Source organism: Streptomyces xingningensis (assembly GCF_054957865.1).
Genome location: NZ_JBDJPF010000047.1, coordinates 1 through 16404 on the forward strand (window position 1 = coordinate 1; position 16404 = coordinate 16404).

General features: G+C 66.6%; 19 protein-coding genes. 2 read left to right on the plus strand and 17 right to left on the minus strand.

Annotated elements, in window-relative coordinates:
- Window positions 1-769: 769 nt before the first annotated feature.
- Window positions 770-949 carry a hypothetical protein gene (locus ABCR83_RS22730; protein ID WP_462696978.1) on the plus strand — a complete coding sequence of 60 codons (180 nt, stop codon included), beginning with the start codon at window positions 770-772 and terminating at the stop codon, window positions 947-949.
- A 301-nt stretch (window positions 950-1250) separates the two neighbouring features.
- The gene (locus ABCR83_RS22735) at window positions 1251-2300 is read left to right on the plus strand and encodes a phosphotransferase (protein ID WP_462696979.1); all 1050 of its coding nucleotides are present in this window, start codon (window positions 1251-1253) and stop codon (window positions 2298-2300) included.
- On the opposite strand, the gene ABCR83_RS22740 is transcribed toward ABCR83_RS22735, so the two are convergent.
- The 17 genes from ABCR83_RS22740 to ABCR83_RS22820 form a co-directional block, all read right to left on the minus strand.
- Window positions 2284-3330: a glycosyltransferase gene (locus tag ABCR83_RS22740; protein WP_462697038.1), complete on the minus strand. Its 1047-nt coding sequence runs from the start codon at window positions 3328-3330 to the stop codon at window positions 2284-2286. The genes ABCR83_RS22735 and ABCR83_RS22740 overlap by 17 nt on opposite strands.
- Window positions 3331-3344: 14 nt before the next feature.
- Window positions 3345-3959 (minus strand): hypothetical protein, encoded by a 615-nt coding sequence (locus ABCR83_RS22745; protein WP_462696980.1) that lies wholly within the window; start codon window positions 3957-3959, stop codon window positions 3345-3347.
- Window positions 3956-4843 carry a PIG-L deacetylase family protein gene (locus tag ABCR83_RS22750; RefSeq protein WP_462696981.1) on the minus strand — a complete coding sequence of 296 codons (888 nt, stop codon included), beginning with the start codon at window positions 4841-4843 and terminating at the stop codon, window positions 3956-3958. Before ABCR83_RS22750 ends, ABCR83_RS22745 begins: the two co-directional genes overlap by 4 nt.
- Window positions 4844-4860: 17 nt before the next feature.
- Window positions 4861-5601: a glycosyltransferase gene (locus tag ABCR83_RS22755; RefSeq protein WP_462696982.1), complete on the minus strand. Its 741-nt coding sequence runs from the start codon at window positions 5599-5601 to the stop codon at window positions 4861-4863.
- Between the two features lie 2 nt (window positions 5602-5603).
- Entirely contained in the window at window positions 5604-6485 is an 882-nt protein-coding gene (locus tag ABCR83_RS22760; protein WP_462696983.1) for a phosphotransferase, read from the minus strand.
- 26 nt (window positions 6486-6511) lie between these two features.
- Entirely contained in the window at window positions 6512-7390 is an 879-nt protein-coding gene (locus tag ABCR83_RS22765) for a glycosyltransferase (RefSeq protein WP_462696984.1), read from the minus strand.
- Window positions 7391-7660: 270 nt separating this feature from the next.
- Entirely contained in the window at window positions 7661-7873 is a 213-nt protein-coding gene (locus tag ABCR83_RS22770) for a hypothetical protein (protein ID WP_462696985.1), read from the minus strand.
- Window positions 7870-8118, minus strand: a complete 249-nt coding sequence (locus tag ABCR83_RS22775; RefSeq protein WP_462696986.1) for a hypothetical protein — start codon at window positions 8116-8118, stop codon at window positions 7870-7872. Before ABCR83_RS22775 ends, ABCR83_RS22770 begins: the two co-directional genes overlap by 4 nt.
- 102 nt (window positions 8119-8220) lie before the next feature.
- Entirely contained in the window at window positions 8221-9456 is a 1236-nt protein-coding gene (locus ABCR83_RS22780; protein ID WP_462696987.1) for a helix-turn-helix domain-containing protein, read from the minus strand.
- A 325-nt stretch (window positions 9457-9781) separates the two neighbouring features.
- Window positions 9782-10531 carry a hypothetical protein gene (locus ABCR83_RS22785; protein ID WP_462696988.1) on the minus strand — a complete coding sequence of 250 codons (750 nt, stop codon included), beginning with the start codon at window positions 10529-10531 and terminating at the stop codon, window positions 9782-9784.
- A gap of 11 nt (window positions 10532-10542) precedes the next feature.
- The gene (locus ABCR83_RS22790; RefSeq protein WP_462696989.1) at window positions 10543-10821 is read right to left on the minus strand and encodes a hypothetical protein; all 279 of its coding nucleotides are present in this window, start codon (window positions 10819-10821) and stop codon (window positions 10543-10545) included.
- 520 nt (window positions 10822-11341) lie between these two features.
- On the minus strand, window positions 11342-11800 hold the full coding sequence (locus tag ABCR83_RS22795) for a hypothetical protein (protein ID WP_462696990.1): 459 nt from the start codon (window positions 11798-11800) through the stop codon (window positions 11342-11344).
- A 76-nt stretch (window positions 11801-11876) separates the two neighbouring features.
- Window positions 11877-12287 (minus strand): hypothetical protein, encoded by a 411-nt coding sequence (locus tag ABCR83_RS22800; protein ID WP_462696991.1) that lies wholly within the window; start codon window positions 12285-12287, stop codon window positions 11877-11879.
- Window positions 12288-12693: 406 nt separating this feature from the next.
- Window positions 12694-12816, minus strand: coding sequence for a hypothetical protein (locus ABCR83_RS22805; RefSeq protein ID WP_462696992.1), 123 nt, complete (start codon window positions 12814-12816; stop codon window positions 12694-12696).
- Window positions 12817-13148: 332 nt separating this feature from the next.
- Window positions 13149-13547: a hypothetical protein gene (locus tag ABCR83_RS22810; RefSeq protein ID WP_462696993.1), complete on the minus strand. Its 399-nt coding sequence runs from the start codon at window positions 13545-13547 to the stop codon at window positions 13149-13151.
- A gap of 312 nt (window positions 13548-13859) precedes the next feature.
- A complete protein-coding gene (locus ABCR83_RS22815) occupies window positions 13860-14666 on the minus strand; it encodes a recombinase family protein (RefSeq protein ID WP_462696994.1) in 807 nt (268 codons plus the stop codon).
- A 167-nt stretch (window positions 14667-14833) separates the two neighbouring features.
- The gene (locus tag ABCR83_RS22820; RefSeq protein WP_462696995.1) at window positions 14834-16159 is read right to left on the minus strand and encodes a hypothetical protein; all 1326 of its coding nucleotides are present in this window, start codon (window positions 16157-16159) and stop codon (window positions 14834-14836) included.
- Window positions 16160-16404: the final 245 nt, after the last annotated feature.

A 16404-nucleotide genomic window follows, 5' to 3' on the forward strand; every position in this document is an offset into this window, starting at 1 on the left:
CGCAGTCACACGCGGCATGAACACACCGCCGATCCACAGGATTTGACAATTACTCCTGTGAGACCTCGGCGAAGTACAAGGCCAGCCGTATGCGTTCGGGGCTGACAAGCTGCGCGTCGAACGTCTCAGAGAAGCCCCCTTGTGGCATCTGATCCGCAGAGAGGAAGGCGCCCTTCAGCACCCGCAGACGAGGAGTAGCAGGGGGCGCCCCGCAGTGGCGACAACCCGCGATAGTGCCGTGCCCGGGTAAACCGTCGATGCCCCGGGCTCCCCATCCGCTTGCCTCCCACACCCGGGTCGCGAGGCTGTCGAGTACCGCCCGCTCAATCACCTCGGCGTCGCGGGCGGTGGGCGTAGCAAACTCGGCCAGCAGAAGCCAACCACGGCGTTCATGTGCGCGTATCCGCTGCCGTGATTCAAGGCAGACCCCTGCCTTGACCGCACCGTGACCGGCATGGTGCATCGCGTACACGACCGCTGGCTGCTCAGGAGAGAGTCCCATGAGAGAGGAACTATCAGAAGCCTCTGACAGTGGCTCCCGCTGGAAGGTCAGGCGGGAGCTCACTGAGGAGTACGGCCGCCGCGGCATCCCGGTGCCCCGCTGGACCCTCCAGCCGCCGCGCAGCTGATACGACAGCCCCCGCCCTGGAGAAGACTCCGGGAGCGGGGGCTTTTTCGTGTCCGGGGTCAGGGAAGGAGAGGGGGAAGCTTCCAGGAGCGGGGGCTGGGCTCCTGCCGACTCAGGGTGTGCACGCCGCTGGGGTCCACGGTGAGCGGCGACAGCATGCACTTGTCCGGCACGGTCACCTCCCTGGACGGAAAGACACAGATCCGCGCCACCGCCAGCGGCCCCCTGAGTAACCCGGAAGCGGTCGGTGAGACGGTGGCTGCGGAACTCCTGGAACGAGGCGCGGACGCCATCCTGGCTGCGATCCGCACACAGCCTTAGCCGGGTGTCATGTACACCACTCGATGCGCCCGTGGCGATCTGGGTCAATCGATCAGCGTGCCCGGCGTCGTCGCGCCTTCGTAGCCGGTGTGGTGCATCCGTTGGTGGCGCGTCGGCGATATTGAGGAGAAGAAGGCGAGTCACCGGGCATTCGCGGTGCGTCTGCGGCAAACGATCTCGGAGTGGTTTTAGGGTTGGGCGCGGCCTCGCTGCCGCCCCGGGATTCTGCTCGCTGGGGGGCCTCCCGGAGCTGTTGTGATCCATTTCTCGGACCCGACAGGGTCGGCGTATCGTCCGCGACGTGACTGGCGTGAGTGCTGTGGCTGTCGGGGCGAAGGGTGCCATCCTCGACGAGGATCTTGCTCGACTGGCTGATGCCTTCGAGCTGGGCGATGTGTATCGGTGGCGCTACCTCGCCGAGGGGCTGATGAACTCCAACTGGATGTTGCAGACCTCACGGGGAACGTTTGCGCTCAAGCGCATCACCGATGCCGCTCCGGGCAAAGTCCGTCGCAACCTGGGCGCGTTGAGTTTCCTTGCAGCGGACGGCGTCCCGGTATGCCCTCCAGCGGTGAGCAAGGCCGGTGACACTGTGGTCGAGATCGGCGGCAGCGCATACTGCCTGATTCCGTGGGCCGAGGGGGTCCACGTGCGCGGTAGCGATCTCTCGGTGATGCAGGCGGCTGGACTTGGTGAGCTGCTGGGGCGTATGCACCGGAGCTTGGAACAGGTTGCACCGAGCGCAGGGCTGCCGGAGATTCCGCCATCCGTGCGGACCAGGGTCACCACACCCGATCAGGCGTTGGCCTCAGCGGACAGGCTGCTCGGAGTGCTCTCACAGCCTCTGGACCGGTTTGATGAGGAAGCCGGCGAAGCGCTGGAGCAGCGCAAGATACTGATCGACAAGTACGCGGCTTCGTGTCCGTCCACGGAAGAGCCTGCGGGGCCGGTGGGATGGACCCACGGTGATTTCCAGTTTCGCAATCTTCTGTGGCACGACGGCTCGGTCTCTGCCGTGCTGGACTGGGACCGGCTGGGAGTGCGCCCCTACGCCGAGGAGGTCGTGCGTACGGCACAGGTCCAGTTCGGTGTGGGTGGCCGGTTCGATCTGGCGCGGGTGTCCGCTTTCGTCGGCGGTTATCTGTCCGTGGTGCCCCTGGGCAACGATGTGCTGGCCGACGGGGTGCACCGGTTGTGGTGGAAGCGTATGACTGACTTCTGGACGCTCGAATGGCACTACGACCGAGGGGACACCGGCTGCGACGAGCTGTTCGCGGCTGACGAGAAGCTACTGCACTGGTGGACCGACCGGCTTGACGAGGTCAAGGCAGCCTTCACCCAGGCTTCGTAGCGCAAAGCGGGATGACGCCTGCGGCGGCGAGTTCGGGTAAGCATGCCCGTGTGAGTGGCGTTGCGCGCTGCTGTGCCAGTGCGGCCAGAATGGGGAGCTGAACGGACCGGATGGCCTGCGCCCAGGACTGGGCGGTCGAGTCGTCGGGGAGCACGATTCCGCCGGCCCCAATCGCTTCTGGGATACCTCCTCGGGCTGCGCCGATGCTTGGTAGGCCGTGGAGGCCAGCCTCGACGATGACGCGGGGGAAAGCGTCCTCGACGACGGAGGGGACAAGCAGGAGCTGGTGGCGTTCGTAGAGCGGGCCCATGTCGTAGGTGCGCGGTAGGTACGTCGCGTTTGGGTACGAGCTGAATTCGGTGGAGGTGTCCCACCAGCCTTCAACGAGGGTGAACTCCTGCTGGGGCATACGCTGGATGAGTTCGTGGAGGAGCACGGAGCCCTTCGCCGGCACTGGGTTGATCATCAGAACTGCCTCTCCGGCTGCCCGAGTTGGCAGCGAGGGGCGAGCGAAGGGCGGGTAGAACAGTACGACCTTGGTCCGGGGCGTTGCTGGCACGCGGGAGCGGACGAACCTGGATGTGGCCAAAGCGTAGTGGGGGTGCCCGTCGAGGACGTGGAGACCGGTGGGCGAGACCGAGTGGAGCCATCCGGCAACGGTGGTCGTGTGCCGACCTCGTGCGGCCAGGGCGGCGGAACCCTCCTGCGAGGTGATCAGCAAGTCGGGCTTGTACTCGGCGAGGGTGCTGGTGAGGGCGGCTTCGAGGTGTTCTTGGGGTACGGCGTTGCAGTCCACGCCGCGCCAGGTGTAGCGCAGCTGACCGGCGAACTCGTGCCATGGGGCGTCGCTGCGCACCAGGTGATCTTTCATCTTGTTGAGTTCCGAGGCTCTGTTCCACGGCGCTTCGTAGGAGCCGAGATATCGGACTCGCCAGCCGGTAGCGGCGAACTCCTCGGCGAGGAGCTGCTGGGAGACCTCGGCTCCGCCGATGAGGAAGGGCGGCGGTGTGCGGCGCCACGCGAAGAGCACGGTTGGCAACGGGCTCACCTGCTCCAGTAGGAGACCAGGGCCTCAATGGAGTGTGCGGTTTCGTACTGGCACCCGTCAGCTGGGATGACGGTGATCTCTCGCGAGATCGGCTTTCGTGCCGGGACGAGGAAGTAGTCGCGGGTGTGGTCGAGGAACGCGGGCTCGTGGAGGAAGTAGTCGCTTTCGGCTGCGTCGTGCTCGCTCTGCTTGCGGCGGAGGTGGAGGGTTTCGAGGGGCGCGTCGAGGTAGAGGGTGTGGTCCGGCTGTAGGAAGGGCAACCATGCCAGGCGCTGTCGCAGCTGGCCGTGGACGTCGAAGCCATAGAGGCGGTCGAGGGCGTAGGCGTGAGCCATGAGCGTGTCCACGGACCGGTCGAGGATGACGGTGGTGGCGGCCTGGGTGGCCAGCCGTTGTACGCGGTCACCTTCAATGCGCATGAACCTTTCGAAGGCTTGGAGCTGTTCGGCAGCCGAGGTCGTGCGTGCGGGCGGGATGTCCTCTTGCCGGCTGATGTGCTCGATGTAGCAGTCGAAGATGAGCGTGCCCGATACGGCTCCGGTGCTGCGGAGGTGGCTAATGCCTTCGGTTTTTCCCGAGTACGACGGCCCTTCCACGGCGATGATCTTCACGGTGACTCCAGGCGGTAGAAGCGCTCGGCGAAACAGGCCAGGTCCGCAGGACGGTCGAGGAGGTCGGCGGCGATTGTCCAGGCGTGGCGGATGGGCCGGTACATGTCGCGGGTGGGGTGCATTTGTGACCCGTGCTGGTGCAGGAGCGTGAGCTTGTCGAGGACCACCGAGGTGATGTCGATCAGTTCCGGGAGCAGTCCACTGCTGGCACGGGTGTGGAAGAGGTGCCGGTCGCATGAAGCGAGGGCGTATGTGGGCCAGAAGGCGAGGTCTTCCCAGAACCATCGGCAGCCGAGCCGACGGGCGACGTCGTGGACGAGTAGGTGGTCGGGGTGGCGGGTAACGGCGGCGGGGGCGATCAGCTCGGCGCCGTCGTGGTCGGCAAGGACGGTGCGCAGCTCTTCGGCGATCTCGTCAAGGCGGGTCTTCTCGTACGGCCTGTAGGGCGGCTCGGCGTCCTTGTGCCCGAGAAGGTGACGGTCCGCGCCGAGGGGGCACAGGGCTGAGGCGCCTTCGCGGGCTCGTAGCGCTGAGACAGCCTGCACCGTGGGGTAGGCCGCTTGCAGGGCGGGGTGGACGCTGGAGGACTGGGTGAAGATGGTGATCACGGTGAGCGGCCTGGGGTTGGTGAGGAATGCACCGGCAGCCGAGAGGGCGAAGTCGTCGTGGTGGGGCTCGATAGCCACGACGGGGCGCCCGGTGGACGTGCGGGCCTCGATGAAGTAGGGGAATCCGGTGTGTGGCGCTGTGAGTTCGAGGACGGAGGTGTCTCCGCTTATGCGGCGTTCGGCGAGCTGGCGGTTCCATGTGTGGTGCGCATGGTCGAGGTCCCGGGGGAAGCTGTAGATGCCTTCGCCATCGGGCACAGGCAGGTTGATCCGCATAGGGTCTCCAGCCGGTTTCAGCGGACGGTGGTGTCGTACCAGTGGCTCCAGAAGCGAGGCGATGTCAGGCGCAGCCGTGCGGTGACCGGGTTTTGCCACCACACCATTCGCCAGGTGGGCCACTGGTCGTAGCGGCGGGTGGACGGCTTCACGCGTAGCTCGTCGAGGAGGACAACCGGCTGTTGGGACTGTTCGCCGAGGGCCCGGAGGCGGGCGAAGAACTCGATGTCCTCGCTCATAAACAGGTCGGGACGGTAGCCGCCGAGAGCGCGGAACGCCTGGGCGGTGCAGAACTGGGCGACGCCCTGTGCTCCTCCTTTGCGCGTCCGGTAGAAGTCCCAGAAGCAGCAGAGGAGTCGGGCGCCGAGCCGCCGGGGGGTGTAGTGCGGCGGGATGGCGCCACCGATGCTTTCACCGGACGCCAGCACTTTCACGGCAGCGTTGATGGCCTCCAGGGGGAGCTCTACGTCCGCGTCCGTGAAGAAGAGGTACCTGCCGGCAGCTGCGCGGGCTCCGGTATTGCGAACCTGTCCGATGACCCGCTGCGCTTCGTGGACGATACGCACACCGAACCCTGCTGCGACGGCCTCTGTCCCGTCGGTGCTGGCGTTGTTGACCACGATGACTTCGGCGCGGTCCCCGCTCGTGCGCTCCCAGAGTTCTACCGAGGCCAGGACCGTGGGCAGGTAGCGGGGAAGGTAGGCGGCCTCGTTGAAGGCCGGGATCACCACGGACAGCACCGGTTCGCAATGGGTCATGGCTATGTGTCCCTCCGGGTCGGATCGGAAAGCGATCGGTATGGGGGTGCTCCCGTCACACGCTGAATCCGGCTGGCCCACAGGGGGACGTCGCGCTGCTCGGCCAGGGCGGCGTAGGTCCAGCCGCGCACGACGTGGACGACCACGAGCGCGTCGACCATGGGGTGAGAGAACGGCAGTGCGTATCCGGCGGTGATTGCGGCGCGGTCTTCGGCGCTGAAGGCGTCCGCGGTAACGATGGTCTGGGCGATGTCGTACTCGGGCAGGCACCGGAGTGTTTCCTCGAAATCGACCAGGTGCGGTACGCCGACGCGGTCGCCGGCCTCGGGGATGAGGATGTTCTCCGGGTGCAGGTCTCCGTGGCACCACACGAGGTCCTGGACGTCGTCCATGCAGTCGGTGAGGAGGTGCAGTGACGGCTCGGCTTTGGCGAACAGGTCGCGGGGGCACAGCCGGTGCAGGTCCGTGACCTGATCGGCGATGGCGCGATGAGGAATCGTGGCTTCGGTCAGTTGTACGCGATGGAACTGTGCGAGGAGTTCGCCGAGCAAGTGGAGCGACTGAGGGCGGCTTCGTGTGCCGTCGCGTACGGCCTTGCCCAGGCTCGTGGCGCCAAGGTCGGCGGTGATCAGAGCGGTTGTGTCCCGACCGGGTACCTGTCCTCGTGCGAGGACACGGGCGGTGGGGATCGTCCCGGCGGAGGTCACCGCGTTGATCACGGCTTCCTCGCGCGATGCCCTCCACGCCAAGGCTGCCGCGTACAGCTTGAGGATCACCGTGTGGGAGCTGACCAGTTGTACCCGGTAGACGCTGGTTCCCGGGGCGTTCGTGAGCCGGATCCATGCGGCGGCCTCGTCACCCAGGAGTCCCCGGCAAGCACGCACGACCGATGATTCTTGGGGTTGTGCGGTCATGCGGGGACCTCGATCCCGGGGACTCCGAGCCGGTCGAGCTGCCGCTCGACGTCCCGTAGGAGGTTCCGGTACAGGCGTACGTCGTCGGTCACCGGGCATGAGGACATCCACGGTTTGATGGGGCCAACGAAGTGCAGAAGCCGGGCGTCACCGGAGTGCAGGGGCCTTCGGACGACCCGGCGTACCCATTCACCGTGTTCAAGGAACCGGGATACGTCGAACCGGTTGTACACGGGGGCGATCGGCTGCGCCGCCGAGGACTTCAGGAGCCAGAGGTTTAAGGCGTCCTGATCGTTGTGGTGGATGTACCGATGCCCCTGGACCAGAGCCTGTTCCACACCTCGGCGAATCCGGGACAGCATGGTGGCCGGCATCCACAGCATCCCCGCGTTGAAGTAGGTGCGCCCTCGCAGTGAGGGGTGTTGTTCGGCCAGGCCCGGCAGGGCGGGGCATTCGCCCACGGCGGGATTGAACTCGTCTTGGACGGCGCCGAGGCGGTCGGGGCCGAGATTCCCCAGGGGCTCGGTGAGGTTGCCGCGCGCCATCACGTCGGCGTCCACGTAGATGAGGTATGGGCGCCTGACGAAGTCGGGCGAGAACTGGAACCGCAGGTACGTGGTGATCGTGATGTAGGAGTCCTCCACGAGGCGTGCGCGCCGTGAGGGATTGCACCATCGAAGGTCGAACGATCCGAACCCCAGGCGCCGCACCAGATCAGCCATGGTCAGGGCATGGGACGGAGCGAGGTCGAGTGTCAGAACACGCAGCGCGGCATCCCGACGCTCGCGGCCTGTCAGGCCGTCGGCCAGCGACGTAATCGTGGCCATCGACGGCAGGAGGTAGCGCTTATCCACACACAGCCCGAATGCGTACACAGGTGGTCCGCCTTTCGTCTGGTCGATTGGTGCGTCACCGATGCGTCCGGTGCAGTGCTGGTCAGTTCTCTGGCGTGGAGATGTCGGGCACGCTCACCGGTACGGGCCTGGGAGGCGCGGTTTCGTCCTCGTCCAGGAGTGCGCCGCCGCATCCGTGGAGAACTACGGCGGCGGGCACGGCGACAGCGACCGCGAGCAGCGCGACGAACGAGCGCGCCGGGTGCCCTAAGTCGATCTTGTCTGGGTCTTCGTGGTGGGCGTGCCGGCCGCTCATCGGCGGCCCGCATTCCGCAGGGCCCCCGGGTCCTCGACGACCCATTCCCGGCCGCCGCCCTCGGGCCGGAGGAAAACCGCGTGGGGGATACGGCGGCGCGTGTTCGGATCCTCGTACTCCCCGATGTACTGGACGACACCCTCGCGCCCCGCGCTGGGGTCGATGACCTTCGCACCCTCGCGCAGCCATGGGGGAAGGCTGGACGTCACCGTTCCTCCCCGGCCTCGGCATGATCTCGGGCGCCGGAGACCTGTTCCAGCTGGAGACAGAGGAGTTCGATCTGGCCAGGCGTGAGGATCAGCGCGGATTCGCTCGCGGTGCCGTCAGCGTGGTGCAGCTGCACAGGAAGCGCGGCCTGGTGGGCGCGGTGGTCGTAGGTGACATTCCTCTTGAGCGGACTCACGTGGCTGATGAAGGGAGCCACGGCTGGAGTCGGTGCGTCGGAGTTGTTCATGCATCGAGCGAAGCGCGGCGGCGGCGAGGTAGGAACCAGTACAGACAGTGCCGCCATGATCTCTCACCGCGAACTACTACATGGCGTATCAGTTGACCATCGCTACCCGGCGGCCAGGTTCATGTGTTCAAGAAGGGGGCCGAGTTCCTTGACCCTTCGCCGTCCCTTGCCCTCGTTGATCTGCTGGACGACGTCACGCGCGAGAACCTGGTAGCGCATCCATTCCGGCGTCGCACTCATGACCTTGGTCAGTGTCGAGGCTGCCTCCCCGAACTGCCCTTCCCAAGTTTGGGCCTGCGCCACGTCCAGCAGATGACGGCTCCGCGTGACTGGTGGAACGCGCCGCGAGGGGGTGACCTTTTTCGCCAGCTTCAGGGCATCCTCAGACTTCCCTTCGGAGATGGCCAGTTCGACCGCGACCATCGCCACCTTCGCCGGGCCGAATGCCGCACCGTGACCACCGTTGGTGTAGTCGAGTCCATCGCGGCGGACGATGGTTGTGCACCTCATCGCAGCAGACAGCAACTCCCTCGCTGTCGCGTAGTCTTCCTGCCGCGACGCCGCCGTAACCGCCGACAGCATCAACCGCCCCCACATCCGCAACGGCTCGTACTCGGACACCGCGAAACGGGGATTCAGCTCATCGGCCTTGCCCACAGCGACCGTTCCGGCGAGAACCGGTTCGTTCTGCCTCAGCAGAACCCACGACAGCGAGTTGCACCCCGCAGCGAGCAGCAACGGGTTCTCCGCCTGATCGGCTGCGATCATCGCTCGTTCCAGCGCACTACGCGCCAGATCATCCTGCGCCAGGTGAACAGCGGCATGCGCTGCAAGCTGGTAGCCGCGGCTGAGGCTCGCTGACGCCTCGCGCGCCGCCTGCCCCTGTCGTTCACGTACAGCAGCCTTCGCCCCACTGATCAAATCGGGAAGGCCGGCGACGAGCACTGATTGCTTCCCATCGTGATACGCCTTCCACAACAGGCGCACGGTCTGTTGAAGATCCTCCAGCCTCGGAACGTCCCTCGGCTCAGCCGCCACAGGCACGCCAGGGACCTCGTCAAGGGCATGCACAGCCCGGCGCACCAGGGCAAGACTCGCTTCCGGACCGTCCGCCTGGTGAAGCGTCTGAGGCTGCCCCAGCAACGCTGCGGGCCTCACGTCCAGGGCACGCCCCAGCTTCGCGAGCGTTCCCATGAGCGCGGTCGTCCGCCCGTTCCTCTCCAACGCCCGGATGGTCGCGACGGATACGCCGGATTTTGTCGCAAGCTCCTCCTGTGTAAGCCCTGCTTGACCACGGAGGCGGGCAAGGTTCTCACCAATGGTCGGCTCGTCGGGCATCACAGGCTCCTCGTCCGGGTGACCTACCTCGGACGGTACCCCCGTAGCCTGTTGCGCGGGCCCCAGTAGCGCATCTCTTCGAAAACCGAGGCGGCGACGCCCACCGTCTGGCTGCCGCCCCTCACGCCCCCTCCCAACCACCCGGGACGGACGCGCACAGCCGGGAGAACCGGGAACGCGCGGCGCGAACAGTTACGGCGTCGCTCTGGCAGCAGAGGGCAGTGCCCGCCCCCTCCCGCGCACATTTCCGACGTAAATCCCTACGGGTGCCGGGAACCGCCGTCGTCTCTCCCCGCGCCTGCGCGCACGGCGGAGGAGGTCTTGTCTACGCGGTCCCGACGACCCTCCACTGCACGCTGCGCGGACTCTTCCCCGCGCAGTCGATCCGCAGCCGCACCCATCCCCGGCCGGCGTACTGCTCCAGCACCTTCACGACTTGCCTCGGCGTCACCCAGACGTCCACCAGCTGCACGCCGTCCCACCGGCGTAGATCGGCGTTCGCGGCGTACTCCATGCGGCGGCGTCCGGGGATCGTGGCCAGCTCGTGCACTCTGACCAGGTAAAGCCCCGGCTTCGGTTTCCAGATCCGCCGTCCCTGCACCTCTTCCACGAGGCACTTGTGCAGGACCCTGGACGAGCGCCAGGAGGTCCCAGGATGCCCCAGCGGCACGAACTCCTCCAGCTCCTCCTCCAGCTCTTCCGCGGGCTCCTGGACGACCTCCGGGACGGAAGGGTGCTGCGGGGCGTACGGGACGGTGTACGGCGGCATGCCGCGCTCGTAGACCGTGATGAACTCCGACTCCCCCGGGCGCGGGCGTGGGGGACTTTGCGGGGCTCCCTGGCGTGCGATCTGCGCCGGGCGCCGCCGCAGCGCCGCCGTCTCCATGTGTGCCGCCATGCGGCGGAGGAACGGGGTCGTCCCGTCCTCGGTGTCCTCCCAAGTCTCCTGGCGTACGGCGAAACGCCCACTCAGCTCTGTCAGCGACGGCCGCACCGTGTGGAAGCGCGGTCGCTCCGGCTCGGGCTCGTCGAAGCCGGGGACGTCGATCGCGTCGCGGTCCCAGATCCGCGCCATCTACGACACCGTCAGACAATGTCGCTGTACTTCGAGACCGGGGCACCGGAAGACGGCCGCGGCTCGGGGACAACGCGCTGGACGGCTGAGGCCGGCCGCACCTGATTCAGGTAGCGGCTCACGGCGAGCTCATGAGAGCGGCGGCGGATGTCGTCGACACTGGGCGGCAGCACGCCCTCATCGCCCGCTGTGGGGCTGATGCGGGTGCTGCCCGCCATCCGCTCTTCGTACATCTGCATGTTCCGCGCCCTGCGGCTGTAGAACTCTTCGGGGTCCACGAGACCAGTCATTGCATTTCACCTTTCAGAATTCCTTCCAAGGGCAATTGTCCTCGCGTGAAAATCGGCGCGATACTGAAAGCCCACCACTTTCCGGAGGCCCATCGTGCGATGGAGACTGAATTACCCCGAGAAACAAGATGCATGGCAGAGCGTCACCCGCAGCGATCCCGGTACCCAGCAAAGCCCCATTGCCCCGTACACGTCCCACGTCGGCGAGGAGGAGGGATGGAGGCCCGGCGTCTTCTCCTCCATCCATGATGTGCATCCTGCGATGACCGGAATACACCCCGCGACACTGAGCGACGGTTTGAGAAATCAGGTAAACCCTGAACACGTCAATGCCTGGCGTCCGGCAGGCTCGTACAGCCCCAGCAGCACCCCGAACGGGAGCGGCATGCCGAAGCCGCCCCCAAGCCCGCAGAGCACACAACAGCAGGGCGGGCAGACGATTCCCAGGCAGCAGGAAGTTCCCGGCGAGCCGGTCAACATGCCTCCCACACCGGGGACTCGCCCCGTCCTTTAGGCCGCCCTACGCGGTATAGCAGGGGATCGCCTCACACGGTTTGGAAAGACCTCCGGGGCCTTCCGCAGCGATCGTCACCAGGAACGGCGTGCCGGTCTCAGGGGGATTGCGTGGGAGGCCCTGGAGGTTGACGTTGAGTCGTGCATTGGGCTGACGCATCGTGAAGCCGGGCCACTGCTGCCCGTCCACCTTCAGGCCCGGTGCGGTCACCGCGATGACGTGGGCGATGATGCCGATGGAGTCGAGGCCGGCCGTTGCATCGTTCGCCCGCTGCGGGTCGTTGCCTTTCCTGCCGACGCCTGACTTCCAGAAAACTTCCACGCTGGTGCGAGTGCGGGAGCCTGTGGGGATATTGACGACCGCGCCGGAAGCGTCACGTGTGGTGTAGGGCACGGGCACCGGGGGAACGAAGGGCTGACCGTACGGCGGATCCATATGGGCGCGCTCGTCCAGGCGCTCCGGCACCGTCAGGGGAGGGTCCGTCAGTCCTACAGGAGAGCCCGCCTCGGCGTCGAGGTCATCACCGGTGCGGAGCTGCCACCTATGCCGCGACTGCGCAAGGGCTCGCGGCGTCGGCTTCGTACTGCTCGGGGTTCTGCTCATCGTGCACCTCCTCCGGCTGCGGCGGCGCGGGGATGCGAGGGATGGAGGGGCCGAGGCGAGAGCGCTTCCCGTGACGGGGGCGGGTGAGGGTCGTGGAGTGCTCGGGGCGCGAGGGGTGGGCACCGTACTGGAGCTCGACGCGGATGAAATGCTCGTGCAAGGCGGCAACCACATCCGTCACCATGTCGGCGGGGAATTGCGGGGCTCCCGCGTACTCGTTCCACGTGAAGAAGCCGGGCGGGAATTGGCTGGTGATGAGCGAAGGATCGGCGTTCTCGGGATAGTAGAGCGTCGCCGGGAGATTGCGCTGATCGGCGCGGGCGAAGATGATGGGATCTTGAGTATTCATACCCCCTATTGTGGGCCGCCGAATTAGGTCAAAATTTTTCGGGCGTAGGGGGCACCTGCCTCACAGCATTACCCCTATACACACAGACACCCCTCTCAGCACGCGTACAGAGGGGCAGGCGCCAGCGCGCAGGGCAGAGCCGTGGCGCCGTGGTATCCGGAACTCCTACGGGGATATCCCTCACCTTGCGCAGGCTGGAGCCGGGTAACTGCGTGAGCTGTGTGGGGAGGCGTGTGCTCGGCCGGCCTCTTGCTCAGGAATCCGTATCCGAAGCAGTGGCGGGCAGTGCCAGAATTCCGCCGGAGCCAGACGCAGAAAAACATCCCATCGGACGCTTCGGACGGACAGGACGCTTACGGCAGGGAGAGACACTCCCTGCCGTTTCTGCTACCGCCCCGGGCGCCCCTCAGAACATCCGGCGAATCTTCGGGTCAATCTTCCCGAGGGTGCACAGGGCGAACATCATGTCCACCGACGCGGCGCAAAGCCAGAACATCAGCCGGAACATCCCGAAAAACAGGCCGAACACGAAAAAATCCTTTGAACACAAGCAAAAACCCCGGCGGCTGCCGGGGCGGTAACGCGCCCCATCCTATCAGGGCGCCGGAGAGCCCCGGCAGCGAAAGAGGCAGCCGGGGGAGGAAAGCAATGAAGGAAACCAGTAAAGAAAACCGGGTTTCCAGTGTTTCTAGTGCCGAATCCCCTACAGGGAAGGCCGCTCGTACGGAGCAGCGACAGGAGGAGCGAGGGGGTAGTCTCCCCGCCGTAAGCGTCCGAAGCGCCAGAAGCGTCCGAGGGAGAAGATTCTGCCTCCCCCTCGGAGCCCTTCGGCAGTGCCCTTCACACTATGAAGGGCATAGATCAGGCAGCGGCCAGCTTCGCGTCCAGGCCGGCGAGAATATCCGAGAAATTCCACGGATCGTCAGCAGGCGCAGCGGCGACGAGCATGGCGGGCACAGCGATTTTCTCGGCGGAGATCTCGGGCGCCTCGGCTATCTCGACAACCAGCGACGGCGCACGCTCCATCAGGGGAGGCTCGATCCCCTGCGTCCGCAGCAGCTCCACCACGGCGTTCTTGTCCACGATCGGGGCGTTCGCCTTGCGGGTGACCGTGGCGCAGCCGTACACGCCGTCAGGGACGGCCTGGAGCACCTTCCGGGCGCGCCTCTTCAGCGCTTCGCCCCGGCGGGAGAGCTCCGCGCCCTCGGCGTAGTCGCGGGCGGCCTGCTCTATCTCCTCGGCGGCCGGAAGGGTCTTCATACTGTGAACACCCTCGGCGGCGGAAAGGGCCCTCCCACTGTGAGCACCCCTGGCGGGCGGAAGGGTGTGCATACTGTGCATCCCCTTGAAAACGTGCTGGTCAGGGGCAAGGCTGTCAGCAGTATGTACACCCTTCGCAGGGGCCGTCATAGTGTGACGCCCCTTGGAGGCACGAGGCGCAAGCACGCGGCCGGCGAAGGCGCGGAGCGCGGTGGCTATCCTCATGGATGGAGCTCCTTCTGTAGCGGTTGGGGTTTCGATCCGGCGGTGCCAGGGCCTCTACTCCTGGCGCCGCCTTTTTCGTGCGTTTCCTCAGCCGACCTTGCCGAGGACGCGCCGGGCCTTCTGGGCGCGGGCGGTCTCCTTCTTCTGCTGCCGGATGCGGGCAGCGCCTTCGGCGGTGCGCTGGCGGTACTCGTCATCGAGGAGACGGGCGACGGTGGCGGGCTGCCAGTCATCCAGGCCGCGCTTCGTCTTGAAGCCCTCTTCTTTGAGCTTGGCGCCGATGTCGCGATAGCTCAGCCCCTGCTCCCGCAGTTCCCGGGCGAGGGCGCGGCCAGCCAGCTCCTTCTCGTTGTCGTCCAGTTCGTTGGTCTCGCGGTTGGCGCTCTGGCCGTAGCGGGGGGCGCCGTAGGCGTAGCCTCCCTGGCCGGCCTTGATCTTGCGGCCGTTGCGCAGGCGCTTGGTGATGAGGCCGCGTTCGAGCTGTGCGGCAGCACCCATGACGTGGCGGACGAAGGTGCGCATGGGGTCGTCGGGGTCGTCCTGCAAGACCTCTCCGCCGTCGGCGGTGAAGGCGCGCCCGCCGAGGGACCAGATCACGGCCAGGATCGCCTCTTGGATCGTCAGCTCGCGCGCCAGCCGGTCCATGTTGGGGAAGAGGAGTCCGTCCACCCGCCCCTCGGCCAGCATCTCCAGGGCGCTGGTCAGTTCTTCCCGTTCATCCTCAGTGCCGGAAATCGCCTTGTCTTCCAGGATATCCACGAGGCGATGACCTGTCAGCGTTGCCCATTTTTTGACGTCTTTGCGCTGTGCAGGCAGGCCGTAAGCATCAATCTGCCCTTTGGTGCTGACGCGCAGCAGGGCGACAAGCCGGAGTCGTTCCGTCGGCGTCGTCAATGTGAGCCCCCTCACTCGATCGGGCCAAAATGCCGTATCACCTATATCTATAGATGTTACAGGCCAGGTCAGAGAGTTGCGGTCCTTTTTCAGCCGATTCGTTCCATACTTCGGGCAGCCAACCTCACGCAGCCGCCCGGGATGTGAAGTTCGGTCAGAAAATCCGCTTACGCCTCAACCACGCGCAGCGGCATCGGCAGCCCGTAGTGATGGGCCAGCCACTCCACCGTGCCGCTCCGGTCCGCGCGCTCGACGTTCACCGCCGTTCCCTCGTGGTCGGTGACGGTGTAGCCGCTCGCGCCGATGCCGGCCGTGTGGAAGACGAGCGTGCCGCCGATGGAGGGGAAGCCGTCGAAGGTGACCGCGTACGTGAAATCGCCCAGCTCGCCCGCGTGGGAAATCCGCGCGAGGGTCTGCGACTTGGCCGGCCGCGGGACACGGACGACGATGCAGTGCCGGTTTTTCCGCACCACCTCCAGGCCGGCCGCCTCCAGGTGGACGAGGTACTTCGCTATGGCGGCGTCCCAGCGCTCCCCTGCGGCACCGCAAGGGCGCGTGATCGCGGTTCCCTGCTGCCGCGTCACCATGACGTCCCACATCTCCGGCCCAACGTGGAAGCCGTCGCGCCCGCCGTACGCCTCCTCGAACTTCTCCTCCAGGACGGCACGGACGCGGCGGATGTCCCAGCGCTCCGCACCCGGCTTCGGCTCCTGCTCCCCGCCTTCCGCGCAGAGCTCCAGCTGACCCTCCACCGGAGCGACCGGCGACCAGTCCGCCGAATCTTCGGCGAAGTCCTCGGCTTCTTCGGCCTCGAACTCCTCTTTCTCGGCGGCGTCTTCGAGCTCCAGCCCCTCGGCCGGCGTGGAGCCCTTCGGAAAAATCCAGAGCGCGGCCCCATGAGGGGTGCGCCGGACCGGGTAGCCCGCGCCCGCGAGCACACCCGCACACGCGCGGAGATTTTCGGGCAGTCCTTCGCCGGCCGTCGCCTCGCCCCCGCACCAGAGCACCGCGACGCGGCGATTCCGGTCCTCGCCCTGGCACTTGAAGCCCTCGCCCTTCGCGGTGCCGTCGCTGCGGAGCTCCGCCCGCGCCATCCCCGAGCGCGTCAACAGCCGTGAGACGGCCGCCGCCGTGAGGCCCGTACGGCGCTTCGCGCGCTGCGCCTCGACCCGGGCAGCCTTCACGCACTCCGGCGCCGTACAGCTCATGCCGCGGCCCTTGTGGTGCTCGTTCAGGCGCCCCGCAGAGCGCTTGCACGTCTCAACGTCGCCGGGGCGGTACCACCAGCGGTACGCGTTCGCCTGGACCGGGCGCGCGTCCATGTCGTCGATCGTCGCCCTGACCTTCTTCAGCAGGTCGGCGGGGCTCTCCCCAGCGTTGCCCTGCATCCAGTCGCCCGCGCCGACGCGGAAGAACGGCGGCCCGTACTTCATAGAGGCGGGCTGTATCTCGATCTCGCGGCCCTGGTACGCATGCGTCTTGCTCGTCGTCATCGTCTGTTCTCTCGATCGCCGGGACGGCGGCCACGCGACCCGTTGCCCGATCTGGCCGGCTGCTGTCCCTCGGATTTCGTCCCTGAAAAATCACCGGCTCGCGCCCGCAGGCAGGCGCGTTTCTGTTCCGTCCCTCGGCGCAGCCACGGCCAGCCGCTCCCCGCAGGATTTTCCGGACGGCCCCGGGGAGGGCCGGGACGACGGCGCCTTGCCGCCCCAGCCCCTCCGGGGCGCTACACCCTCGG

Excerpts from the sequence above, each read along its gene's own strand:
- ABCR83_RS22750 (WP_462696981.1), bottom strand. The coding sequence starts at position 4,843 with ATGCGGATCAACCTGCCTGTGCCCGATGGCGAAGGCATCTACAGCTTC.
- ABCR83_RS22755 (WP_462696982.1), bottom strand. The coding sequence starts at position 5,601 with ATGACCCATTGCGAACCGGTGCTGTCCGTGGTGATCCCGGCCTTCAAC.
- ABCR83_RS22775 (WP_462696986.1), bottom strand. The coding sequence starts at position 8,118 with ATGAACAACTCCGACGCACCGACTCCAGCCGTGGCTCCCTTCATCAGC.
- ABCR83_RS22780 (WP_462696987.1), bottom strand. The coding sequence starts at position 9,456 with ATGCCCGACGAGCCGACCATTGGTGAGAACCTTGCCCGCCTCCGTGGT.
- ABCR83_RS22785 (WP_462696988.1), bottom strand. The coding sequence starts at position 10,531 with ATGGCGCGGATCTGGGACCGCGACGCGATCGACGTCCCCGGCTTCGAC.
- ABCR83_RS22790 (WP_462696989.1), bottom strand. The coding sequence starts at position 10,821 with ATGACTGGTCTCGTGGACCCCGAAGAGTTCTACAGCCGCAGGGCGCGG.
- ABCR83_RS22800 (WP_462696991.1), bottom strand. The coding sequence starts at position 12,287 with ATGAATACTCAAGATCCCATCATCTTCGCCCGCGCCGATCAGCGCAAT.
- ABCR83_RS22810 (WP_462696993.1), bottom strand. The coding sequence starts at position 13,547 with ATGAAGACCCTTCCGGCCGCCGAGGAGATAGAGCAGGCCGCCCGCGAC.
- ABCR83_RS22820 (WP_462696995.1), bottom strand. The coding sequence starts at position 16,159 with ATGACGACGAGCAAGACGCATGCGTACCAGGGCCGCGAGATCGAGATA.